The 21,400-nt window shown below is 64.2% G+C and carries 16 protein-coding genes; 10 read left to right on the forward strand and 6 right to left on the reverse strand.

Annotated features, from left to right (window positions below):
- Nucleotides 1-120: 120 nt before the first annotated feature.
- From A0W70_RS05540 to katG, 3 genes are all read left to right on the forward strand, one after another.
- Nucleotides 121-1,779: a GMC family oxidoreductase gene (locus A0W70_RS05540; RefSeq protein ID WP_067561270.1), complete on the forward strand. Its 1,659-nt coding sequence runs from the start codon at nucleotides 121-123 to the stop codon at nucleotides 1,777-1,779.
- A gap of 48 nt (nucleotides 1,780-1,827) precedes the next feature.
- A complete protein-coding gene (locus A0W70_RS05545; protein ID WP_067561650.1) occupies nucleotides 1,828-4,344 on the forward strand; it encodes a CoA transferase in 2,517 nt (838 codons plus the stop codon).
- 415 nt (nucleotides 4,345-4,759) lie between these two features.
- Nucleotides 4,760-6,946, forward strand: coding sequence for a catalase/peroxidase HPI (gene katG, locus A0W70_RS05550; protein ID WP_067561272.1), 2,187 nt, complete (start codon nucleotides 4,760-4,762; stop codon nucleotides 6,944-6,946).
- 91 nt (nucleotides 6,947-7,037) lie between these two features.
- Here the strand turns inward: katG and A0W70_RS05555 are convergent, their stop codons facing one another.
- Nucleotides 7,038-8,036: a C-terminal binding protein gene (locus A0W70_RS05555; RefSeq protein WP_217495393.1), complete on the reverse strand. Its 999-nt coding sequence runs from the start codon at nucleotides 8,034-8,036 to the stop codon at nucleotides 7,038-7,040.
- Nucleotides 8,037-8,169: 133 nt separating this feature from the next.
- Nucleotides 8,170-8,451 (reverse strand): hypothetical protein, encoded by a 282-nt coding sequence (locus A0W70_RS05560; protein ID WP_067561274.1) that lies wholly within the window; start codon nucleotides 8,449-8,451, stop codon nucleotides 8,170-8,172.
- Nucleotides 8,452-8,695: 244 nt separating this feature from the next.
- Between A0W70_RS05560 and A0W70_RS05565 the strand changes: the two genes are divergently transcribed.
- The 6 genes from A0W70_RS05565 (at nucleotide 8,696) to A0W70_RS05590 (ending at nucleotide 17,323) form a co-directional block, all read left to right on the forward strand.
- On the forward strand, nucleotides 8,696-10,072 hold the full coding sequence (locus A0W70_RS05565) for a GGDEF domain-containing protein (protein WP_217495394.1): 1,377 nt from the start codon (nucleotides 8,696-8,698) through the stop codon (nucleotides 10,070-10,072).
- Between the two features lie 152 nt (nucleotides 10,073-10,224).
- Complete coding sequence (locus A0W70_RS05570) at nucleotides 10,225-10,689, forward strand: YbhB/YbcL family Raf kinase inhibitor-like protein (protein ID WP_067561279.1); 465 nt, start codon at nucleotides 10,225-10,227, stop codon at nucleotides 10,687-10,689.
- Between the two features lie 36 nt (nucleotides 10,690-10,725).
- Nucleotides 10,726-12,264, forward strand: coding sequence for a BCCT family transporter (locus A0W70_RS05575; protein ID WP_067561281.1), 1,539 nt, complete (start codon nucleotides 10,726-10,728; stop codon nucleotides 12,262-12,264).
- A gap of 67 nt (nucleotides 12,265-12,331) precedes the next feature.
- Nucleotides 12,332-15,070, forward strand: coding sequence for a cation-translocating P-type ATPase (locus A0W70_RS05580; RefSeq protein WP_067561283.1), 2,739 nt, complete (start codon nucleotides 12,332-12,334; stop codon nucleotides 15,068-15,070).
- 33 nt (nucleotides 15,071-15,103) lie between these two features.
- Nucleotides 15,104-16,333, forward strand: coding sequence for an aminotransferase class V-fold PLP-dependent enzyme (locus tag A0W70_RS05585; protein WP_067561285.1), 1,230 nt, complete (start codon nucleotides 15,104-15,106; stop codon nucleotides 16,331-16,333).
- Between the two features lie 21 nt (nucleotides 16,334-16,354).
- A complete protein-coding gene (locus A0W70_RS05590) occupies nucleotides 16,355-17,323 on the forward strand; it encodes a threonine/serine dehydratase family protein (protein WP_067561287.1) in 969 nt (322 codons plus the stop codon).
- 27 nt (nucleotides 17,324-17,350) lie between these two features.
- Here the strand turns inward: A0W70_RS05590 and gloA are convergent, their stop codons facing one another.
- The 3 genes from gloA to A0W70_RS05605 all read right to left on the reverse strand — a co-directional run bounded on the left by gloA (nucleotide 17,351) and on the right by A0W70_RS05605 (nucleotide 19,295).
- Nucleotides 17,351-17,896 carry a lactoylglutathione lyase gene (gloA, locus tag A0W70_RS05595; protein WP_067561289.1) on the reverse strand — a complete coding sequence of 182 codons (546 nt, stop codon included), beginning with the start codon at nucleotides 17,894-17,896 and terminating at the stop codon, nucleotides 17,351-17,353.
- A 52-nt stretch (nucleotides 17,897-17,948) separates the two neighbouring features.
- Nucleotides 17,949-18,506, reverse strand: a complete 558-nt coding sequence (locus A0W70_RS05600) for an acyloxyacyl hydrolase (RefSeq protein ID WP_067561291.1) — start codon at nucleotides 18,504-18,506, stop codon at nucleotides 17,949-17,951.
- Between the two features lie 360 nt (nucleotides 18,507-18,866).
- Nucleotides 18,867-19,295: a copper chaperone PCu(A)C gene (locus tag A0W70_RS05605; RefSeq protein ID WP_067561295.1), complete on the reverse strand. Its 429-nt coding sequence runs from the start codon at nucleotides 19,293-19,295 to the stop codon at nucleotides 18,867-18,869.
- Between the two features lie 270 nt (nucleotides 19,296-19,565).
- On the opposite strand from A0W70_RS05605, the gene A0W70_RS05610 reads away from it, so the two are divergent.
- Nucleotides 19,566-21,005 carry an asparagine synthase-related protein gene (locus tag A0W70_RS05610; protein ID WP_067561296.1) on the forward strand — a complete coding sequence of 480 codons (1,440 nt, stop codon included), beginning with the start codon at nucleotides 19,566-19,568 and terminating at the stop codon, nucleotides 21,003-21,005.
- 54 nt (nucleotides 21,006-21,059) lie between these two features.
- Here A0W70_RS05610 and A0W70_RS05615 read toward each other — a convergent pair whose 3' ends face one another.
- Nucleotides 21,060-21,344: a hypothetical protein gene (locus A0W70_RS05615; RefSeq protein WP_067561297.1), complete on the reverse strand. Its 285-nt coding sequence runs from the start codon at nucleotides 21,342-21,344 to the stop codon at nucleotides 21,060-21,062.
- Between the last annotated feature and the right edge of the window lie 56 nt (nucleotides 21,345-21,400).

The raw sequence follows: 21,400 nt of genomic DNA on the forward strand, positions 1-21,400 counted from the left end.
CCATCAGAGTGACAATTCCCCGCGGGGTGCCTGATGGCGCCGGGGTGGTTGATTGTTATATCGATGGGTAAATGTCACCGGCTTGCGACACCTGCTCATATCCCGTAAGTGGACGCGGTCATGGCGGATGATGAATTCGACTACATCGTAGTCGGCGCTGGCACCGCCGGCTGCCTGTTGGCGAATCGCCTGAGTGCCGATCCGGCCAACCGTGTCCTGCTGATCGAGGCCGGTGGCCGCGACAATTATCACTGGATCCATATCCCGGTCGGGTATCTGTATTGCATCGATAACCCGCGCACGGACTGGCGCTACCGCACGGAACCCGACGAAGGTCTCAATGGCCGGTCACTGATCTATCCCCGCGGCAAGACGCTGGGCGGCTGTTCCAGTATCAACGGCATGATCTACATGCGCGGGCAGGCGCGTGACTACGACGCCTGGGCCCGTCTTACCGGCGATCCCGAGTGGTCCTGGGAACGCTGCCTGCCCGAATTCATGCGCCATGAGAACCACTACCGGCTCGATGACGATGGCGATGCGGACCCGGACCATCGACGGTTTCACGGCCATGGCGGCGAGTGGCGGATCGAGCACCAGCGGCTGAAATGGACGGTGCTCGATGATTTCATCAAGGCCGCGGAGCAGGCCGGCATTCCGCGTACGCGCGACTTCAACCGCGGCTGTAACGAGGGCGTCGACTATTTCGAGGTGAATCAGTCTCGCGGTTGGCGGTGGAACACGTCGAAGGCGTTCCTGCGCGACCATCTGCGGCGGGATAACCTGGTTCTCCGCCATTCCACGCAGGTACTGGGGCTCGAGCTGGCCCGTAACGACGAGGGCGCGCTGTCCTGCACGGGTGTCCGGGTCGCCGACGGCGGTGACGAACACCGTATCCGGGCCCGCAGGGAAGTGGTCCTCGCCGCCGGCTCGGTCGGCTCGCCGCAGTTGCTCCAGGTCTCCGGCATCGGCCCGGCGGATCATCTGCATGCAAAAGGGGTCGCCGTGAACCATGATCTTCCCGGGGTCGGAGAGAATCTGCAGGATCATTTGCAGATCCGCTCGGTGTATCGGGTGACCGGAGCGAAGACGCTGAATACGATGATGAAGACCGTGTCCGGCAAGGCGCGGATCGCACTCGAGTACCTGTTGCGGCGCTCGGGCCCGATGAGCATGGCGCCCTCGCAGGTCGGGGCGTTCACCCGGAGTTCGGCGGACGAGCCCGCGCCGAATATCGAGTATCACGTCCAGCCGCTGAGTCTGGAGGCCTTCGGCCAGCCCCTGCATGACTTCCCCGGGATCACGGCCAGCGTCTGCAACCTGAATCCGACCAGCCGGGGCTCGGTCCGTATCGATGGTCCGGATCCGCGTGACGCCCCGAAGATCAGGACGGGGTATCTGAGTACCGAACGCGATCGGAAAGTGGCCGCCGATTCGCTGCGGGTTACGCGCCGGATCGCGAGCCAGCCGGCGTTGGCACGGTATGCACCGGAGGAGGTCAAACCGGGCATGGAGTATCAGAGTGACGAGGACCTCGTGCAGCTGGCGGGTGATATCGGCACGACGATTTTCCATCCGGTGGGAACGACCCGCATGGGCTCCACGGACGATCCCATGGCAGTGGTCGACAGCCGCCTGCGCGTGCGCGGCGTGGCCGGTCTGCGCGTGGCCGATGCCGGCATCATGCCGACGATAACCAGCGGCAACACGAACTCCCCCACATTGATGGTGGCCGAGCGGGCCGCTGGCTGGATGCTCGCGGACCGGAATCGGGATTGAGCCGTGTCCCCCTTGGAATCGGGCAACGAAACACCGAAGAGCATTTCGATGTCAGAAGCGACGGATTCCCGGCTGCCGCTGCGCGGCGTGCGGGTCATCGACTTCGGTCAGTACATGGCCGGGCCCGCCGTGGCGATGATCCTCGCCGATCTGGGCGCGACGGTCGTCCATGTCGATCCGCCCGGCGGGCCACTGTGGGATACGCCCGCCAACGCGACACTGAATCGAAACAAGCTTTGCCTGCGTCTGGATCTCAAATCCAGCGACGGACTGGAGCAGGCGCTGGCGTTGATCGACGAGGCCGACATCGTCATCGAGAGTTTTCGCCATGGGGTCATGCAGCGGCTCGGGATCGATTTCCAGGCGCTGCGCGCGCAGCGGCCCGAGTTGATCACGCTGTCCATTCCGAGTTTCGCGTCCAATGACGAGCTGCGGCGTGAATGGCGTGCGTTTGAAAGCGTGGTTGCCGCCAGTTCCGGCGTGTTCACCGATATGGGCCTCAACCGTGTGCTGATGGGGGTCAATCCATCGTTCTCGCCATTGCCCCTCGCATCGGCCTACGGGACGGTGCTGGCCGGGTCGGCGGCCGTGCTTGCCCTGCAGGCGCGTGAGCGCAGCGGCGTCGGCGATCATATCGAGGTCCCACTGGCCTGTTCGCTGATGGAAGGGCTCTGTTACAACTCCATCGAGGTCGAGGGCATACCCGAGCGCTACAAGACCCAGCGCGAAAAGGAAATCGAGCGTCGGCGGGAAGAGGGCCTGCCGATGAACATCAGCTATGACGAACTGCAGGAGCTGCTCGATCCGTTCTTCCGCAATTACAAATGCAAGGACGGGCGCATGTTCTATGTCGTCTGTCCCAGCCACAAGGGCCATGTGCAACGCTGCCTGAAGACCCTCGGCCTGTACGACGAACTCGTGGCCGCGGGCCTGCCCGAGGAAGAGGATACCTACCAGCCGAGCAGCGAGTGGAAAGCGGATGCCGCGATGGGGGTCTACCCCCTGCCGAAACACTGGGCCGATCACATCGCGCAGCGCATGAAGGAGGTATTCATCACGCGAACCGCAAAGGAATGGGAAAAGCGCTTCGGCCGCGCCCGTTGCCCCGGTTCGCCCCAGCGCTGGCTCCAGGAATGGATGCATGACGACCACGCGGAAACGACCAACCTGGTGGTCGAGGTCGAAGATCCCGAATACGGGCTGATGATGCAGCCCGGACCCATCCTCTGGCTGCGGGACAGCGCCGAGGAAATGCTGGCCCCGCGGGCGCGGCGGCAGGTCGGGTTCGACGACGCCATGGCGGCACTGGTGGCGGTGGGCGACAGCCGTACTGCTTCGGTCGGTGAGGCAAACGACGACGGTTCCGGCTGGCTGGAGGGCGTGCGTGTCCTCGATCTGTGCAATGTGATCGCCGGTCCGCACTCGGCCACGTACCTGGCCCGCTTCGGGGCGGAGGTGATCAAGCTCGATCCGACCCAGCCGTTCTATGATGCCTGGAACACCGTAATCTACGGTATGTCCCACATGCGTTCGAAGCGTTCGTTGTTGACGGACATTACCCAGCCACGGGGAAGACAGATCCTGGAAGAGCTGATCCGCTCGGTCGACGTGGTCGTGTGGAACGCCACCGATCGCCAGGTGGAGACCATGGGCCTGTCGGAAGACGCGTTGCGGGCGATCAACCCCGAGGTCATATTCTGTCAGCTCGACTGTTTCAGCGGCGTCAATACCGGGCCGCGCAGCAACTACCTCGGTTACGATGACCTGGTTCAGGCCACCACCGGCATCATGCTGCGCTTCGGCGGCAGTATGGATACGCCGGAAGAGCACGCACATGTCGGCACGATCGACGTCATGTGCGGGTTCGCCGCATCCATGGGGATCGCCACGGCGCTATACCGAAAGTACCGCACGGGGGAGATCGGCCGCGTCAAAACCTCGCTCACGGCACTGAGTGGCCTCGCCCAGATGCCGTTCTTCTACGACTACGAACGACGCGGGCTGTTCGACGAACCGTCGGGGCGTTACGCCAACGGTTATGACGAACTGACACGTTTCTACTTCACCGCGGACGGGATTCTTCTGCTCAGCGCTTATGATACGGATCTGTCGAAATTCGCGACCGTGCCCGGACTGGAAGAGGCGCCGGAGACGCCGCGTGATGAACTGGCGGCGTATTTCTCTCATGCGTTTCTGAAGGCCCGGGCGAGCGACTGGGTAGAACGCCTTCAGGCCGCTGGCATTGGGGCCGCCGTGTGCGAGAATCTCGAAACCATCCGGGCGTACAACAGCCGGCCGGCTGATGGCAGGACCGGTATCGAAAACGGCAGCTACTCGTTTTCGGTCTATGAGGATCACCCCAGTGGCCACACCGTGACCCAGCTCGACCCGTACGCGGTGCGCCCCAGCCGCAGCAGAATCCATCCACTTACGCCGGCCGAGAAATACGGCGCCTCTACACGCAATGTCCTGCGCGGTATGGGATACGACGATGCGGAGATCGATGAACTGATCGACGCGGGCGTCGTTTCGGAGAGCTGGAGCCGCGACTACCTGCCGACCTGAAGCATCCTTGCGCCCTGCGAGCAACCCGCAGGCAAGGCCCCGTCGGCGTGTGCATCGCCGGCGAATATGGTGAATCCCGGGTGCCGATAGATCCATAGGTAAAGGCTATCGTATGGCCCGGGAGATTCAATTGGATTGATCGACCAGTCAGCGTTATCCTCACGTTCCGCGAAGCGGTGCGTCGGCATCGGACGGCGCCGTTTCGCTTGTAGCCAGCACTTTTTGCCGCGCTGGGCTGAAAGCGCCGATCAGCGGGGCGGTGCGCCGCGCCTATCAGGCAGACAGGGCTGGCGGGACCCACGAGATCAACTCGCGAGTGGCGCGCGGGCGATGAGTTTGGCTCGCCCCGAGACGCGGCTGCCGCGAACGATTAGGGATCGCTTTCGATCCAGACAACCGCAAATCGGAGATAGACATGGCGGCAAATCCAAAAGACGTTCAGGCGGGCAAATGCCCGGTCGTGCACGGCGCCAACACCGAAGCCGGCAGCTCGGTGATGGAGTGGTGGCCGAACAGCCTGAATCTCGACATCCTCCATCAGCACGATCGCAAGACCGATCCCATGGGGGAGGGATTCGATTATCGCGAAGAAGTCCGCAAACTCGACTTCGATGCGCTCAAGCAGGACGTCATGGATCTCATGACCGACAGCCAGACCTGGTGGCCCGCCGACTGGGGCCATTATGGCGGCCTGATGATCCGTATGACCTGGCATGCCGCGGGCAGCTACCGCGTATTCGATGGTCGTGGCGGTGCCGGAACCGGCAACCAGCGCTTCGCGCCCATCAACAGCTGGCCGGACAACGGCAACCTCGACAAGGCGCGGCGGCTGCTCTGGCCGATCAAGAAGAAGTACGGCAACCGCCTGAGCTGGGCGGACCTGCTCGCCCTGGCCGGTAACGTTGCCTATGAATCCATGGGCTTCAAGACCTTCGGCTTCTCCTTTGGCCGCGAGGACATCTGGCACCCCGAGAAGGAGACCTACTGGGGCAGCGAGAAAGAATGGCTCGCCACCAGTGACAATGAGCACAGCCGCTACGACGAGGATCGGAACGCGAACTCCCTCGAAAACCCGCTGGCGGCGGTGATGATGGGCCTGATCTATGTGAACCCGGAAGGCCCGGATGGCAAACCGGATCCGATGCAGACGGCGGCGGACGTCCGCGTCACCTTCCAGCGCATGGCCATGAACGACGAGGAAACCGTCGCCCTGACCATCGGTGGTCATACGGTCGGCAAGTGCCATGGCAATGGCGATGCCGCCAACAATGGCCCCGAGCCCGAAGCAGCGGATGTCGAGGAACAGGGCCTTGGGTGGAACAACCACGTCAGCCGTGGCATCGGCCGCGATGCGGTCACCAGCGGCCTCGAAGGTGCCTGGACCACTCACCCGACCCAGTGGGACCATGGCTATCTGGAGATGCTGCTCGACCACGAGTGGCAGGTCACCCAGAGCCCCGCGGGCGCCAACCAGTGGGAGCCGGTGGACATCAAGGAAGAGGACATGCCGGTCGATGTGGAGGATCCATCGATCCGCCGCAAGCCGATGATGACCGACGCCGATATGGCGCTGAAGGTGGATCCGGACTTCCGCAAGATCGCCGAGAAGTTCCGCCAGAACCCGGACCAGCTGGATGATGCCTTCGCCCGCGCCTGGTTCAAGCTGATCCACCGCGATCTGGGCCCGAAAGACCGCTACATCGGTCCGGAAGCGCCGACCGAGGACCTCCTCTGGCAGGATCCGGTCCCGGAGGGAAGCTCGGACTACAACGTCGAGGCGGTGAAGAAGCAGATCGCCGAGAGCGGTCTCAGCATCAGTGACATGGTGTCCACCGCCTGGGACAGTGCCCGCACGTTCCGTCAGTCCGACAAGCGCGGTGGTGCCAACGGCGCCCGCATCCGTCTGGCGCCGCAGAAGGACTGGGCCGCCAATGAGCCGGAGCGTCTGCAGCGTGTGCTCAAGGTGCTCGAGCCGATCGCCGAAAAGAACGGCGCCAGCGTGGCGGACGTGATCGTCCTGGCCGGTAACGTGGGTATCGAGAAGGCCGCAAAAGCGGCGGGCCATGATATCGGCGTACCGTTCCGGCCCGGTCGTGGCGACGCCACCGAGGAAATGACCGACGTGGACTCCTTCCAGTGGCTCGAGCCGCTTTCGGACGCCTATCGCAACTTCCTGAAGAAGGACTACAGCGTCCAGGCGGAAGACCTGATGCTCGACCGCACCCAGCTCATGGGTCTGACCGCACCCGAGATGACGGTGCTGGTCGGCGGTATGCGCGTCCTCGGTACCAACCATGGCGGCACCAGCCACGGCGTGTTCACCGATCGTGCGGGCCAGTTGACCAACGACTTCTTTGTCAACCTGACGGACATGGCCAACAGCTGGCACCCGACGGACAGCAATCTCTACGAGATCCGTGACCGCAAGACCGATGAAGTGAAGTGGACCGCCACGCGGGTCGACCTGGTATTCGGCTCGAACTCCATTCTGCGTTCCTACGCCGAGGTCTATGCGCAGGACGACAACCAGGAGAAGTTCGTGCACGACTTCGTCAAGGCGTGGAATAAGGTCATGAACGCGGACCGCTTCGACCTCGCCTGATCCCCGCCGGGAGAATCCGGGCGCGACCGCGTCCCCGCGGTCGCGCCCGGGGCCCAGAAGATGTGAATCGCACCGGCGCCAGCCGGTGCGATCATTCTTTTTCTTTCAGCACCTCCGGATTGACCAATCCTTCCGACGTCCGGCCTTCGAGCGCCTCGATGGCGTAGTGTGAGCCCAGTTCCCGGCAGCGCCGTTCGGCCTCGCGTGAGTACCAGGCCGCGTGCGGCGTGACGATGACGTCTTCGCGCCCCAATAGCGGGTGATCCGCCGGCGGCGGTTCCGCGGACAGGACATCCAGCCCGGCGCCGCTCAGCTGGCCGGCGTCGAGTGCGGCCACGAGGGCGCCCTCGTCGATGATACGTCCGCGCGCGGTGTTCACCAGAACGGCGCCGGGCCGCATCAGCCCCAGCGTGCGCTCGTTCACCATGCCCTCCGTTTCCGACGTCAGCGGACTGTGGAGCGAGAGGACGTCGGCACGGGCGAACAGTTCATCGAAGGCAACCGGCTCGGCCCCGGCGGCGGCGATCGCGTCGCCGGGAATATGCGGGTCATGCGCGATGATGGGGCAGCCCAGTGGCCGGGCCAGTTTCGCGGCGGAACGCGCCTTGCGGCCGTACCTCAGAAAAGCGAACGTGGCATCGGTGACCGATCCACCGGGCGCGGCGTGGTGGAAATCCCAGCCACCGGTGTCGACGTGGGTATCGTATTGCGGAAGCCGGCGCCAGAGGGCGAGCGCCATGGCGAAGACGTGCTCACCGACCTCCGCATCGCAGTATTCGGGGATCCGCGTGACGCGGATCCCGCGCCGGGTGGCCGCCTCCAGATCGACTCCGTCGACGCCGGTCGCGTAGCGCACGATCACCTCGGGACCGATGGCCGCCATGGCGGCATCGTCGATCTCCGTGTAGTGGGTCAGCAGTACATGGGCGGGCCCGATCTCCGCGAGGTTCCCGCGTTCAGCGGGCCAGATGGCATCGAAGACGATATTCCCGCAAGCCGCTTCGAAGACCGCCCGCTCCATACTCACATCGCCGAAGCCGTCGGGATCGAGATGGACGATACGGATCGTGTCCGGCTGCTGCTCGGTCACTGTGATCTCCCCTGCGTTGTCGATGGACACCGGCGCACAGACTACTGGCCCGGTGGTCGCCAAGGCCACACCCGTGGCACGGAGGGGATCCCCAACTCTCTTGAGCGTCGCTACTGAGGACTCGGGGCGGACTTCAGCGGATCGCGTGCCACCCGGGGCCCTGTGGCGTCCCGCGCGTGCGGCCGTCGAAATCGTCCCGGATGTGCAGGAACTGCCCCTCGACGAGGCCCTCGAGCGTCTCATGCAGCTCGCGGTCGCGTTTCCCGCAGGCGAGATCGGCCGCCAGTTCGGTGACGGTGTGCTGACCGTCGGCAATGATGAGAAGACGGCGCGCCATCGGCGACAGCCGGTGCGAGCGGGTGCGGATTTCCTCGCGGCCGCGCGGGGTTTTGAGCAGGATCGCGTTGATGTCCATCTGTATCCCTCCTGATCCGCCGTTGACGGAAAACGGACACTTGGTGGCCGTTTGTGCGCGTGATGGCGCGTAAAAATTGACGTTATGAGTCGTAAAGCAATGTCCGGGCCAACTTTTCGTCCGTAGCGTGCCCGAAACCCGCGAGCACTGGACTCATTGACCCGGGTACGTGTGGTTCGGGCGCGCGCAGCACTCCGGGTGATCGTGATGCCCTGCCGAGTGCCACCGGAGGTGACAATCCTCCATGGAAGTTGCGTATATTCGGCGGATGTCCCATGCGCTCCACGAGCCCCCGCAATATTTCATGGACCTGCTGCTCGATGCGGTCTGCGTGGTCGATCGCGAGAGCCGGTTCCTGTTTATCAGTGCGGCCGGCGAGCGGATATTCGGATATCCGCCCGACGAGATGATCGGGCGCCCGGTGCTCGACTTCGTTCATCCCGAGGACCGGGAACGGACCCGGAGCGCGATTCGCGAAATTCTCGACGGTGAGCAGAAACCGCACTTCGAGAATCGCTACCTGCGCAAGGATGGCAAGACGGCACATATCATGTGGTCCGCGCGCTGGTCGGCGCGCGACCAGGTCCGGATCGCCGTCGCCCGCGACATCACCGAGCGCAAACGGGCGGAATCCCTCCAGAGGGCCATTTACGCCATCTCGGAGGCGGCCAATCGGGATGAGGGCCTGCTGACGCTGTTCCAGGGCATCGACGCAACGCTCCGCGATCTGCTCCCGATCGATGATCTGGTCGTCACGCTTGTCGACGCCGACACGGGAGAGGCTGGATGCCCCTGGCCCATCGAACCGGATGACCCGGGCGGCGATCCGGAGCGCGAGCTGATGCGGCAGCTCGGGTCTGTCGTGGCGGAGGACGGCGAAGCCCTGTTGTTGACGCCGGATTCCGTCGACGCGACGAAACAGCCGTTCGACACCCCGCCCGATGCACTTAATCACATCGCGGTCCCGCTCGAGTCGGGAAACGGTGTCGTCGGTTCGCTGGTCGCCCGCGCTGATCTCGGCTCGGTACGTTTCAGCGATGAGGATCGGAACCGGCTCCAGCTTATCTCGGTCCAGATCGCGGCGGCGATCGAACGCCGGGTGTTGCACCTCCGTCTTGAGCGCATGGCGCGGTACGATCAATTGACGGGACTCCCGAACCGGGCGCTTTTCCTCGATCGTCTCGCGACCGCCGTAACAGCGACGGCCCGAAAGCAGGCGCATCTTGCGGTGCTATACCTCGATCTCGATGAGTTCAAGCACGTAAACGATACTTTCGGCCATGCGGCGGGCGATCAACTGCTGAAAGAAGTCGCTCATCGCTTGACCGATTGTATTCGTGGTGCGGACACCGTCGGCCGCCTCGGTGGTGATGAGTTCGTCGTATTGCTGGAGGGCATCGAACGGGTCACGGATGGTGCAACCATCGCGAAAAAGATCGCCGCGGCTTTTGCAGCACCTTTTGGCCTCGCGGCCGGTACGGTGCAGGTATCGAGCAGTATTGGAATCGCCGTATATCCTGAAGACGGACTGAATGCCGATGAACTGATCGGGCATGCCGACACCACGATGTACAGGGCGAAACGATCGCAGACGGGAACCGGGCCCGGTTGGACTCTGTAGTATCCACGCGCTCCGGGGGTGGATTTTACGGGCGTGTCTTTGACCCGGATCAAGTTGTACGTGCCGTGGAATGGTAGGGTAATCGCACTGTTCGGTGGTCGTAACGCCGCTGCGGGCGGTTTCCCTGTCGATCCGTAGCGCGAGTCCGGTTCATGCGCGTGATCAGCCCGGCTTTTGAGGACGGTGAAATCATCCCCGCGCACTGGTGCGCGCCCGCTAGCGATACCTTGCCACGGCTCGAGATAGAGGGTGTTCCGCCATGCGCGGCCTCACTGGTCGTGATCCTCGAGGACCCCGAATCGCCCCTGGGGACGGTGACACACTGGCTCGTGTGGAATATCCCGCCGGAAACCCGTTACCTCGATCCCGCCGACCTTCCCGATGGTGCAACGGTTGGCCTCGATACGTATGGCGGGACTGGAGAGATGGGTCCTCCGCCGCCCACCGGGCGCCGCCATTATCGGTGGGAAATTCTCGCCCTGGACACCGCGCTCGATCTGCCGACCGGGGCTTCGCGCGTTCAACTTGACCCGGCGCTGCGGGGGCATGTGCTTGAGCGCGCGAGGTTGACCGCGATCGTCGAGCAGCCGGAGCCCGGAGACACGCCCGGTGAGTGAGGCGACACCTGGTGGCATGACCGGAGCGGGTTCTTCATGACGGGGCGGTTCCGGGCCTTCTTCGCGACGGTGAACCCGACGGTATTTACCGCGTCTGCGCTGATTGTGGTCACGTTCGTCGGCTTCGGGACCGGTTTTCCCGTGACCGCGAGCGCCGTGTTCGCAGACATCCATGCCTGGATTACTGAATATCTCGGCTGGATGTACCTGATCGTCGCCACCTTCTTCGTCGGGTTCCTCGTCTGGCTCGGCTTCAGCCGTTACGGAGGCATCCGTCTCGGTGAGCCCGGGGACCGGCCCGAGTTCGGCTTCTTCGCATGGTTCGCGATGCTGTTCAGTGCCGGGATGGGTATCGGTCTCGTCTTCTGGAGCGTGGCGGAGCCGATGCTGCACTACCAGCGGCCGCCGTATGCTGAAGGCGGAACGGCGGAGGCGGCGCGTCAGGCGATGGTGTATACGTTCTTCCACTGGGGGCTGCACGCGTGGGCCGTGTATGTCGTGCTCGGTCTGTCAATTGCGTATTTCAGTTTCCGGCATGGCCTCCCCCTGACGATCCGCTCAATCTTCTATCCGCTGCTAGGCGATCGGATCTACGGCCCGATCGGGCATGTGATCGATATACTGGCTGTGTTCGGCACCCTGTTCGGGCTCGCGACCTCGCTCGGCTTCGGTGCGATGCAGCTCAATACCGGCTTGAACCGGCTGGTCGGCCTGCCCGTCTCGCCTGGGTGGCAAGTGGGTGTGATCGCGACGATCACCACGGTGGCGGTGCTGTCGGTCATATCGGGCCTCGATCGTGGCCTGAAATGGCTCAGCGTCTTCAACCTTGTGCTCGCACTGATCATGCTCGTGTTCGTGCTGATCGCTGGACCGACTCTGTTCATCATCCGTTTTTTTATCGATTCCACCGGTAGTTACTTTCAGCAGTTGATCGGGCTCAGTCTTACTGCCGATGCGATCTCCGGGTCCGCATGGCAGAAGGACTGGACGATGTTCTACTGGGCATGGTGGATCGCCTGGTCGCCGTTCGTCGGCATGTTTATCGCGCGCGTCTCGCGCGGGCGGACGATCCGTACGTTTATCCTGGGCGTGCTGGCGTTGCCGTGCCTGTTCGTATTCGCCTGGCTGGCCGTCTTCGGTGGCACGGCCCTGGAGCTGGAACTGTTCGGGGACGCGGGAATCGCCGCCGCCGTCGCTGAGGACAATACCGTAGCGCTGTATCTCATGCTCGAGCAGCTACCCCTGGCGACGATCGCATCGACGGTAATGACGCTGCTCATCGCCGTGTATTTCATTACGTCCTCGGATTCCGGCACGCACGTCGTCGATGCATTGATGTCGCGCGGCAGCGAACACTCGCTCAAGCGCCAGCGCGTGATCTGGGGCATCACCGAGGGTGGCGTGGCCGCAACACTACTCGTCATTGGCGGCGAGCAGGCACTTGACAGTCTCCAGACCGCCTCAGTGACCGCCGGCCTGCCGGTGGCCGTGATCCTCGTGTTCGCCTGCGCCAACCTTACGCGTGCATTGCGACGGGAGTATCAGGTCGCAGGGGTTGGTCCAGCCTCGAATTGAACGGGGTGATCACGGGAGCGTCGAGTGGCGCCACCGGGCATCGATCCGCAGCGCGACGGGAGAGGGCATGAGCCGAAGAGACCAGGAAAGCGGGGCGTCGGGTGGATCCACGGATTCGGTGACCTGGCACGCCCTCACAGCCGATACCGTCCTGGATCGGCTGCGGTCGACCCGGGCGGGGCTTTCCTCGGAGGAGGCTGCACGGCGGCGGGCCGAAGTGGGCCCCAATCGTCTGCCGGAGAGCCGTGGGCGCAGCCCGGTCAAACGGCTCCTGAGTCAGTTCAATAATCTCCTGATTGTCGTGCTCCTCGTGGCGGCGACGCTGTCCGCGCTCATGGATCACTGGGTCGACGCGGTGGTGATTCTGGGGGTGGTCCTGGTCAATGCGGTGATCGGATTCGTTCAGGAAGGGCGAGCCGAGGAAGCCTTGAACGCGATCCGGGGCATGCTCGCGCCAAAGGCGTCCGTGAAGCGCGATGGCAAGCGCGTGCAGATCCCGGCGGAGGATCTCGTGCCGGGCGATATCGTCCTGCTCGAGCCCGGCGATCGGGTGCCGGCGGATGTGCGGGTGCTGCAGGGCCGGGGGTTGCACACGCATGAGGCCGTACTGACGGGGGAATCGGTCGCCGTAGAGAAGTCCGCTGAAGTGGTCCCTGAGGATGCGGCTCTCGGCGACCGGGGTTCGATCGCGCATTCGGGGACGCTGGTCGTATCGGGACAGGGCGAGGGCGTTGTCGTGACCACCGGGCCCGCGACCGAGATCGGTCGCATCAGCGGCATGCTCGCCGGTGTGCAGGAGCTCACGACACCGCTGCTGCAGCAGATGTCGGTGTTCGCCCGACGACTGACTGCGGTGATCGGTGTCGTCGTAGCGGCCGTATTCCTGTACGGATGGGGCCTGCAGGGACAGCCCGGCGCCGAGATGTTCATGATCGTGGTCGGCCTTGCCGTGGCGACGATCCCGGAAGGCCTCCCGACGATCCTGACCGTAACGCTTGCAATCGGCGTGCAGCGCATGGCCGGGCGCAACGCGATCATACGCCGGCTCCCGGCGGTCGAGACGCTGGGCGCGCTCTCCATCATCTGTTCCGACAAGACGGGCACGCTGACGCGCAACGAGATGATGGTCGCTTCCGTGGCGACCGCGGATGACATCTTCTCGGTGACCGGGAACGGCTACGACCCGCACGGCGATTTCCGGCGCGATGAGCGGCCCGTCGATCCCGATACGGAGCCCGCGCTGATGGAACTGCTCCGTGCCGGTTGCCTTTGCAACGACGCGGCCCTGCAGCATCGCGAAGATATCTGGTCCGTGAACGGGGACCCGATGGAAGGCGCATTACTGGTTGCCGCGATGAAAGCGGGGCTCGATCCGGTGACCGAGGGTGAACGCCTGCATCGGGTAGACGTGATCCCGTTCGACTCGGAGCACCGTTTCATGGCGACGCTGCACCATGATCACGCGGGGGGCGCGCCCGTGTTCTTGAAGGGGGCTCCGGAGCGGGTGCTGGAGATGTGTACGTTTCAGCGGCGTGACGGCGAAACCGTGGCGCTGGACATCGCGCCCTGGCGGGCGCGCATCCAGGAACTCGCCGGGCGCGGCCAGCGGGTGCTGGCAGCGGCGACGTTCCATCCCGCCGATGAGCCGGATCGACTTCATTTCAGCGATGTCGAAGGCGAGCTGGAACTGCTGGGACTTTTCGGTCTGATCGATCCGCCGCGTGATGAGGCGATCGCCGCGGTGCAAGATTGCCGCGCCGCCGGGATCCGGGTAAAGATGATCACCGGTGATCATGGGACGACCGCGGGCGCCATCGCGCGGCAGCTCGGGCTGGAAAACCCGGATGACGTCGTCACCGGGCCGGATCTCGATGCACTCGACGATGCAGCGCTGCGTGAGAGGGCGCCCGCGGTGGACGTGTTCGCCCGCACCAGCCCGGCACACAAACTGCGTCTGGTGGAAGCGCTGCAGTATCGGGGCGATGTGGTCGCCATGACCGGAGACGGCGTCAACGATGCACCGGCGCTCAAGCGCGCGGACGTCGGCGTGGCAATGGGGCGCGGCGGTACGGAAGCGGCACGGGAGTCGGCCGAGATGGTGCTGGCCGATGACAATTTCGCGTCGATCGCCGCAGCGGTGCGCGAGGGGCGAACGGTCTACGACAATCTGAAAAAGGCGATTCTGTTCCTGTTGCCGGTGAATGGTGGCGAAGCGATCAGCATCCTGCTCGCGGTGCTCGCGGGGCTGACGTTGCCGATTACGCCTTTACAGATCCTGTGGGTGAATATGGTGAGTTCGGTCGCATTGGCGATGGCGCTCGCCTTCGAGCCCACGGAACCGGATGCCATGCGGCGCCCACCGCGCCGTCGGGACGAGCCGATCCTTTCGCTGCTCGTGGTCTGGCGCGTGGCCTTCGTATCGGCATTGTTCGCACTCGGTATTTTCGGGATCTTTGCGTGGACCCGAAGCCAGGGTGCCGATCTTGAACAGGCACGAACCTATGCGGTCAACACGCTGGTGGTCATGGAGATCTTCTATCTGTTCAATGTGCGTTATCTGGCCGGTCGCTCGCTGACGCTGCGCGGCATCCTTGGTACCCGGGCGGTGCTGATCGCGCTCGCGGCGGTCGTCGTGCTGCAGCTTATGTTCACGTACGCACCGTTCATGTCGCATTTCTTCGATACGCGACCGGTGGAGTTCGTGCATGGCGTCGAGATTCTGGCGATCGGGATCGTGCTGTTCGCGATCCTGGAGCTGGAGAAGGCCGTACGACGCCACTGGGCCCCTCGAGCCGGAGAGGCCTGATCAGAATCGATTGCCGTTGAGCCTGGAGACCGCATGAGTACGCTCGATATCGACTTCGTCCGCAACCAGTTCCCCGCGTTCAGTGAGCCCTCACTGCAGGGGCAGGCGTTTTTCGAGAACGCCGGCGGTTCCTACGCGTGCGGTCAGGTCATCGACCGCCTTGACCGGTACTATCGGGCGCGCAAGGTCCAGCCATACGCCCCTTATGCGGCCTCCGCGGCGGCCGGCGCCGAGATGGACGAGGCGCGTGAGCGCCTGGCCGCATTGCTGAACGTGCATGCGGACGAGCTGCACTTCGGCCCGTCAACCAGTCAGAACACCTACGTGCTTGCCTGTGCGTTCGGCGAACGGCTGCAGGCGGGCGACGTGGTGGTCGTAACCGACCAGGATCACGAGGCCAATTCCGGCGTGTGGCGCCGACTCGCCAGCCGGGGCGTCGAAATCCGTGAATGGCGGGTCGACCCGAACAGTGGGCGGCTCGATCCCGCGGGACTGCAAGCGTTGCTGGATGACGATGTCGCGCTGGTCTGCTTCCCGCACTGTTCGAATATCGTCGGTCAGGAAAATCCGGTCGCCGAGTTGTGTCGCATGGCGCACGCGGTCGGTGCGCTGACCTGTGTCGATGCGGTGTCGTTCGTACCGCACGGTTTTCCCGACGTGCGCGCGCTCGGTACCGATATTTATCTCTTCTCGAGTTACAAGACGTACGGGCCGCATCAGGGCATCATGGTGATGACCCCGGAAACGAACCAATGGCTACCGAATCAGGGCCATTGGTTCAACGGCGACAGTCCGACCAAACGCTTCTCTCCGGCCGGCCCCGATCATGCGCAGATCGCCGCGAGCGCAGGGATCGCGGATTACGTTGACGCGCTGTATGCGCATCACCATGGGCAAGAGGCCACACCGGCCGGACGGGCGGCCGCGGTGCGCGGGTTGCAGGTCGAACACGAACGGCGGTTACTGGAACCTCTGCTGGACTACCTGCGCGAACGGGATGATCTGCGTTTGATCGGCCCGGATCGGCCGGCGGAGCGGGTGCCGACGGTCGCATTGCATCTGGACCGCCCCGGCGTGGAGGTGGCCGCGGATCTCGCCCGCCACGGCATCATGGCTGGCGGTGGCGATTTCTATGCCGTGCGTCTGCTCCAGGCGCTCGGTATCGATCCGGATCATGGCGTGCTGCGGCTGAGTTTCGTCCACTATACCCATCCGGACGAGATCGATCGGGTGATCGCGGCGCTGGATGCCGTGCTGCGGTAGCGGGAGCGGAGCGATGCAGGCATGAACGAGTATCCGGCGATCGCGGACATCAGGCGCGCGGACGACGCGATCAGGCACGCGGTGGTCGAGACCCCCGTGTTCCGCTGGGACACGTCGGAGATCAACGACGCCCTCGATGCCGGGACCGAGGTGCATCTGAAGCTGGAACTGTTTCAGCGCACCGGCACGTTCAAGGCGCGCGGGGCGATCGTCAACGCGCTGCGCCTGGATGCGGACCAGCGACGCCGCGGCATCACCGCGGTGTCCGCCGGCAACCACGCGATCGCGGCGGCCTACGCGGCCTCGGTGGTTGGCGCATCCGCGAAGGTGGTGATGCTCTCGGGCGCCAGCCGGATCCGCCGCGCCAAATGCGAGGCGTATGGGGCCGAGGTGGTGCTGGCGGATGATGTCCACACCGCCTTCGAAATGGTCAAGTCGATCGAGCGCGATGAGGGCCGGACCCTGCTGCACCCGTTCGAGGGCGAGGGCGTGGCATTGGGGACCGGGACGCTCGGCCGCGAGTTCCATCGCCAGGCGGGCCCGGATGCGGTGATCGTGCCGATCGGTGGCGGCGGCCTCTGTGCGGGGGTGTCGGCGGCATTGAAGCAGCTCGATCCCGATGTCCGGGTCTACGGGGTCGAGCCCGAAGGGGCCGATACCATGAGCCGCAGTTTCGCGCGCGGTGAACCGGTCGGCATCGACGCGGTGACCACGATCGCCGATTCACTCGGGGCGCCGTACGCAATGCCCTACAGCTTCGGTGTCTGCCGCCGATTCGTGGACGACATCGTGACCGTGAGCGATAACGAACTGCGTGACGCGATGGTGCGGTTGTTTACCGGCATGAAGCTCGCCGTCGAACCCGCCGGCGCGGCCGCCACGGCGGCGCTGATCGGCCCGCTCCGGGAACGCCTTGCCGGTCAGCGGGTCGGGCTTATCGTCTGTGGCAGCAATATCGGGACGGCGGATTACGCGGCGATCGTCGGGTAACCCGCCGTTTCAGCTGTCGCGCTACCCTCAGGCCCTGCCCAGGCGCTCGAGCGTGTCGGCCTGCAGGATCTCGATCCAGTAGCCGTCCGGATCCTTCACGAACGCCAGCCCCTTCATGTTGCCGTCGTCGGGGCGCTTCACGAATTCCGTGCCGAGTCTTTCCAGCCGTTCTGCAGTCGAATACACGTCGGGTACGGTGATGCCGATGTGACCGTAGCCCTTCGGTTCCTCGTTGCCGCTGTGGAACTGGAGGTCAGGTTTCTCTTCGTCGCCCCAGTTATGGGTCAGTTCCAGTAGTGCCTCACGCCCGAAATTGAACGTCGTGCGTTTGGCGTCGTCGCCGGGAACGCTGGCGGCCTCCGCCTCGCCGAGATAGCCAAGGAAATACAGACTGAACTGCATGTCCTCGAAATCGAGACGCCGGATCAGGCGCATCCCGAGACCACGGGTGTAGAAATCCAGGCTGCGCTCGGGGTCCTTGATCCGGACCATGGTGTGATTGAGCCGGTACTGATCGGTTTCCGTGTCCGGCCGCTCGCAGAGGCCGGGGGCATGATCGAAATGGCGGGGCATGTTTTCTATCCTCCGAGTCGCTGTAATCTGCGGGCAGAATGACCGGCGATTCTCAGAACCGGCTGCCGATTTCCACGGCAATCAGATCAACCCCGGGGTTGGCGTCATAGATCCCGGCATTCGATGTGTGCTGCACGCGGGCGCCGACAACCCAGTCCACTTTGGGGTACCAGCGCAGACCGATGTGACTGGTGAACTCGAACGGGCCTCCCAGATTGCGGTTATCGCTTTCGTAATCCGAGAACAGCGTCGGCTGGATACCGAGTGCGAGACGCCAGCCGTCCGCGCGCAGCGGATACTCGAGCGTGGGACCGACCGCGAATACGATCGCATGGTCGCCGCCGCCCTGCCAGTAGCTCAACGCGGTTTCCCAGCGCGCGGTGCCACCTTCCGGGAGCCAGGGATCCAGCACGTGCTCCTGGATGAACCGGGCTTCCCAGCGGGCATAGAATTCCGCGGTGTTCACGCCGTCGCCCGCGGCGGTGCGGATCCCGATCTCACGCTCGTTGGCACCACCTGCGCCGTCTGCATGAGCGGGTCGGGGGGTGAGCGACGAAAACACGAGCAGCATGAGCAGCGTCGCCAGCGTGAACTTGATTGCCGTGTGCATAGCGGTTGCTTCAGGGTGCTGGTAGCGGTCGCCGTGATTCCTACGGCGGTGCACGCAGATGATCGTGGTGATTGCCTTTGCCGTGTACCGCTGGACGTCTGACGGGCAAGCTGGCCGGTCTCTGGCAGAGGGGGATTGTAATAATTTTCTCCCTCGCCAGGTAAGTGGCCCGCGATCGGTTGCCCCCTCTGACCGCCAATCGGCCGAGCGCAAACCGCACCAGTCGTTTTAGCGGTGCCCTTGCCTATCCCGATTCGGGTGAGCCGGTTCGGTCATGTCGCCGGAGCGTGGGGCGTGAGCGGATCGATGAATCCTGTCGCCGGCCACGGGGCAGATCGGTACCGGTACCGCCGCGACGGATCAGTAGGGCGAGACCTTGCGCACCGTGAAGGTAACGGGGAGGGGATCGAAGCCCTGGAACTCCAACTGGATATCGGCCGTGTCGCCCGGTTCCAGGCGACCGCTCTGCACGAAGAGCATCATCCGGGGGCCGTCGGGACCGAACGTGAGCGTACGGTCCGGCTCGATCAGCCGGGGCAGGGACAGCGGATCCCACATGGTAAACGCGCTCTGGCTCGGCCGCTGGAACTCGATGCGTGCGAAATCGTCACTGCGCGCGCCCGTGAGCCGCAACGAGCGTTCGCCCGTGTTCGTGAGACGCACGAACGCCGCGTGCGGCATGACAAGACCCGGCACCCAGGCGATGGTTGCGTCTTCGACCTGCACCGGTGGTGTCCTCGCCACGGCGGGCTGAACGGCCAGCAGTGCGACCAGCAACAGTATACGCATGGGTTCTCCGGGCTCTTGCGCAACGGCCTCGCTTTCCAATGCCGATGATCGCGCCCGTGGACGGTGCCGCAAAACCCGCAGATGGTTCTGTATCCTGAAAGCGACGCGAAAACGTCGCACATGCGATAAGAGTCGTCGAGTCGAGTCGGTCTCGTGCCCATGCACTCCCGCATGATGTCCGTGAACTCATTCAGGCAATGGAGCCCCAATCTCACAATGTGTGGAATCGTTGCCCTCCAGGGCGAGACCGATCCAGCAACTGTCCATAGTATGCTCGATACCATCCAGCACCGCGGCCCGGACGATCGAGCCGTCCATGACCACCGCGCCGGCGCCACGCTCGGTCATACCCGACTCTCCGTGATCGATCCGGGCGGCGGCCGCCAACCGCTCACCGCCGACGGCACCGCGCTCGTGTGCAACGGGATGATCTACAACGATCGGCTGTTGCGTGCGCGCATCGGGCCGGACCGTTTCAGCACCGAGACCGACAGCGAGAGCATCCTGCAGGGGTATCTGGCCTGGGGCACGGCGGTCGTGGACCACATCGACGGCATGTTCGCCTTCGTCCTGGTTGATCGCGACGGGCGCTGCGTCGCCGCCCGCGATCCGCTCGGCAAGAAGCCCCTGTTCTGGGGGCGTATCGGCACGGCGATCGTGTTCGCCTCGGAGATCAAGGCGCTCGATGGCCTCGCCGACGATATCGAAATATTCCCGGCCGGTTGCGTCTGGGACAGCCGCGACGGAATGCGCCAGTATTACGCAGTGCCACAGCCAAGCGATGGCGGCTACGGTGAGTGCGACGCGCTGGCGAGCGTACGTGTCGGGCTGGAACGCGCCATTGCCCGGCGTCTGCGTTCCGACGTCCCCTTGGGTGCGTTTCTCTCGGGTGGACTCGACTCGTCGGTGATTGCCGCGATCGCGCAGCGCCACCTGGGCAATCTGCACACGTATGCGGTCGGCCTGCTCGGTTCAAGCGACCTGGCGGCGGCGCGTCGGGTCGCTGAGCACCTCGGCACGATCCACCATGAATATGTCATCGGTCCCGAGGAGATCACCGCCGCCTTGCCAGGGGTGATCCGCCATCTCGAGAGTTACGATCGCGACCTCGTTCGCAGTGCCGTGCCGACCTGGTTCGTGGCCCGTGAAGCGGCTCGGCACATGAAGGTGGTGTTGACCGGAGAGGGGGCCGACGAGCTGTTCGCCGGCTATGCCTATCATGCCGATTACACGGACGATGAAGCGCTGCAGGAGGAACTGCATCGCTCGCTGACGGCGATGCATTCCATCAACCTGCAGCGCGTCGATCGCATGACCATGGGGCATTCACTGGAAGCGCGTGTCCCGTTTCTCGATCGGGAGATGATCGATCTCGCGATGAGTCTGCCGGCCGCACTCAAGCAGCGGCCGGAGCAGGGGTGCGACGGCGAGAAGTGGATCCTGCGCAAGGCATGCGAAGACCTCCTGCCGCCGGAGATCGTCTGGCGTGGAAAGCTCCAGTTCGACGAAGGCAGCGGCTTCTCCGAGTACCTCGCCGATCATGCCGATCGGGCGTTCGAGGCCGGTGAGATTGAATCGGTGGGGCCGGATGAGTCTGTGGAAGAGGCCCTGTACCGGCAGTTGCTGCGCGACTCGGATATCCATACCGATGCCGTCATGGGTTTGACGGACCATTGGCGCAGTGGGCGCACCATTGATCACGCTGCCTGAACCCCATGGGGCCCGATTGTTGCGGCAGTCGGGCGTCCCGGCCGCGCATGGGCCTCACGCGCTCGCCTGTTTCCCGCCCTTGGGAGGCGTCCGGCGTCGATCGTATTCGTCGCTGATGTGCAGATAGCGACCATCGACGAGTTGCTGCAGTGTCTCCAGCAACCCGGAATCCGCCGGCGTGCATGCGAGTTCGCGTGCGAGATCGCTGACCGTATGCTGACCATCCGCCATGATCAGCAACCGTCGAGCCAGTGGAGTCAGATCGTGCTCACGGGTCTGGATTTCTTCACGGCCGCGAGGGCTTTTCCGCAGAATCGTGTCCTTGTCGATCACGGACATCGTCGATTGGGCCGCGTTCCCATCACTTGATCCGCCGGAATCCCCGGGTTGATTTC

It is taken from the genome of Halofilum ochraceum (assembly GCF_001614315.2).
Classification (GTDB): Bacteria; Pseudomonadota; Gammaproteobacteria; order XJ16; family Halofilaceae; genus Halofilum; species Halofilum ochraceum.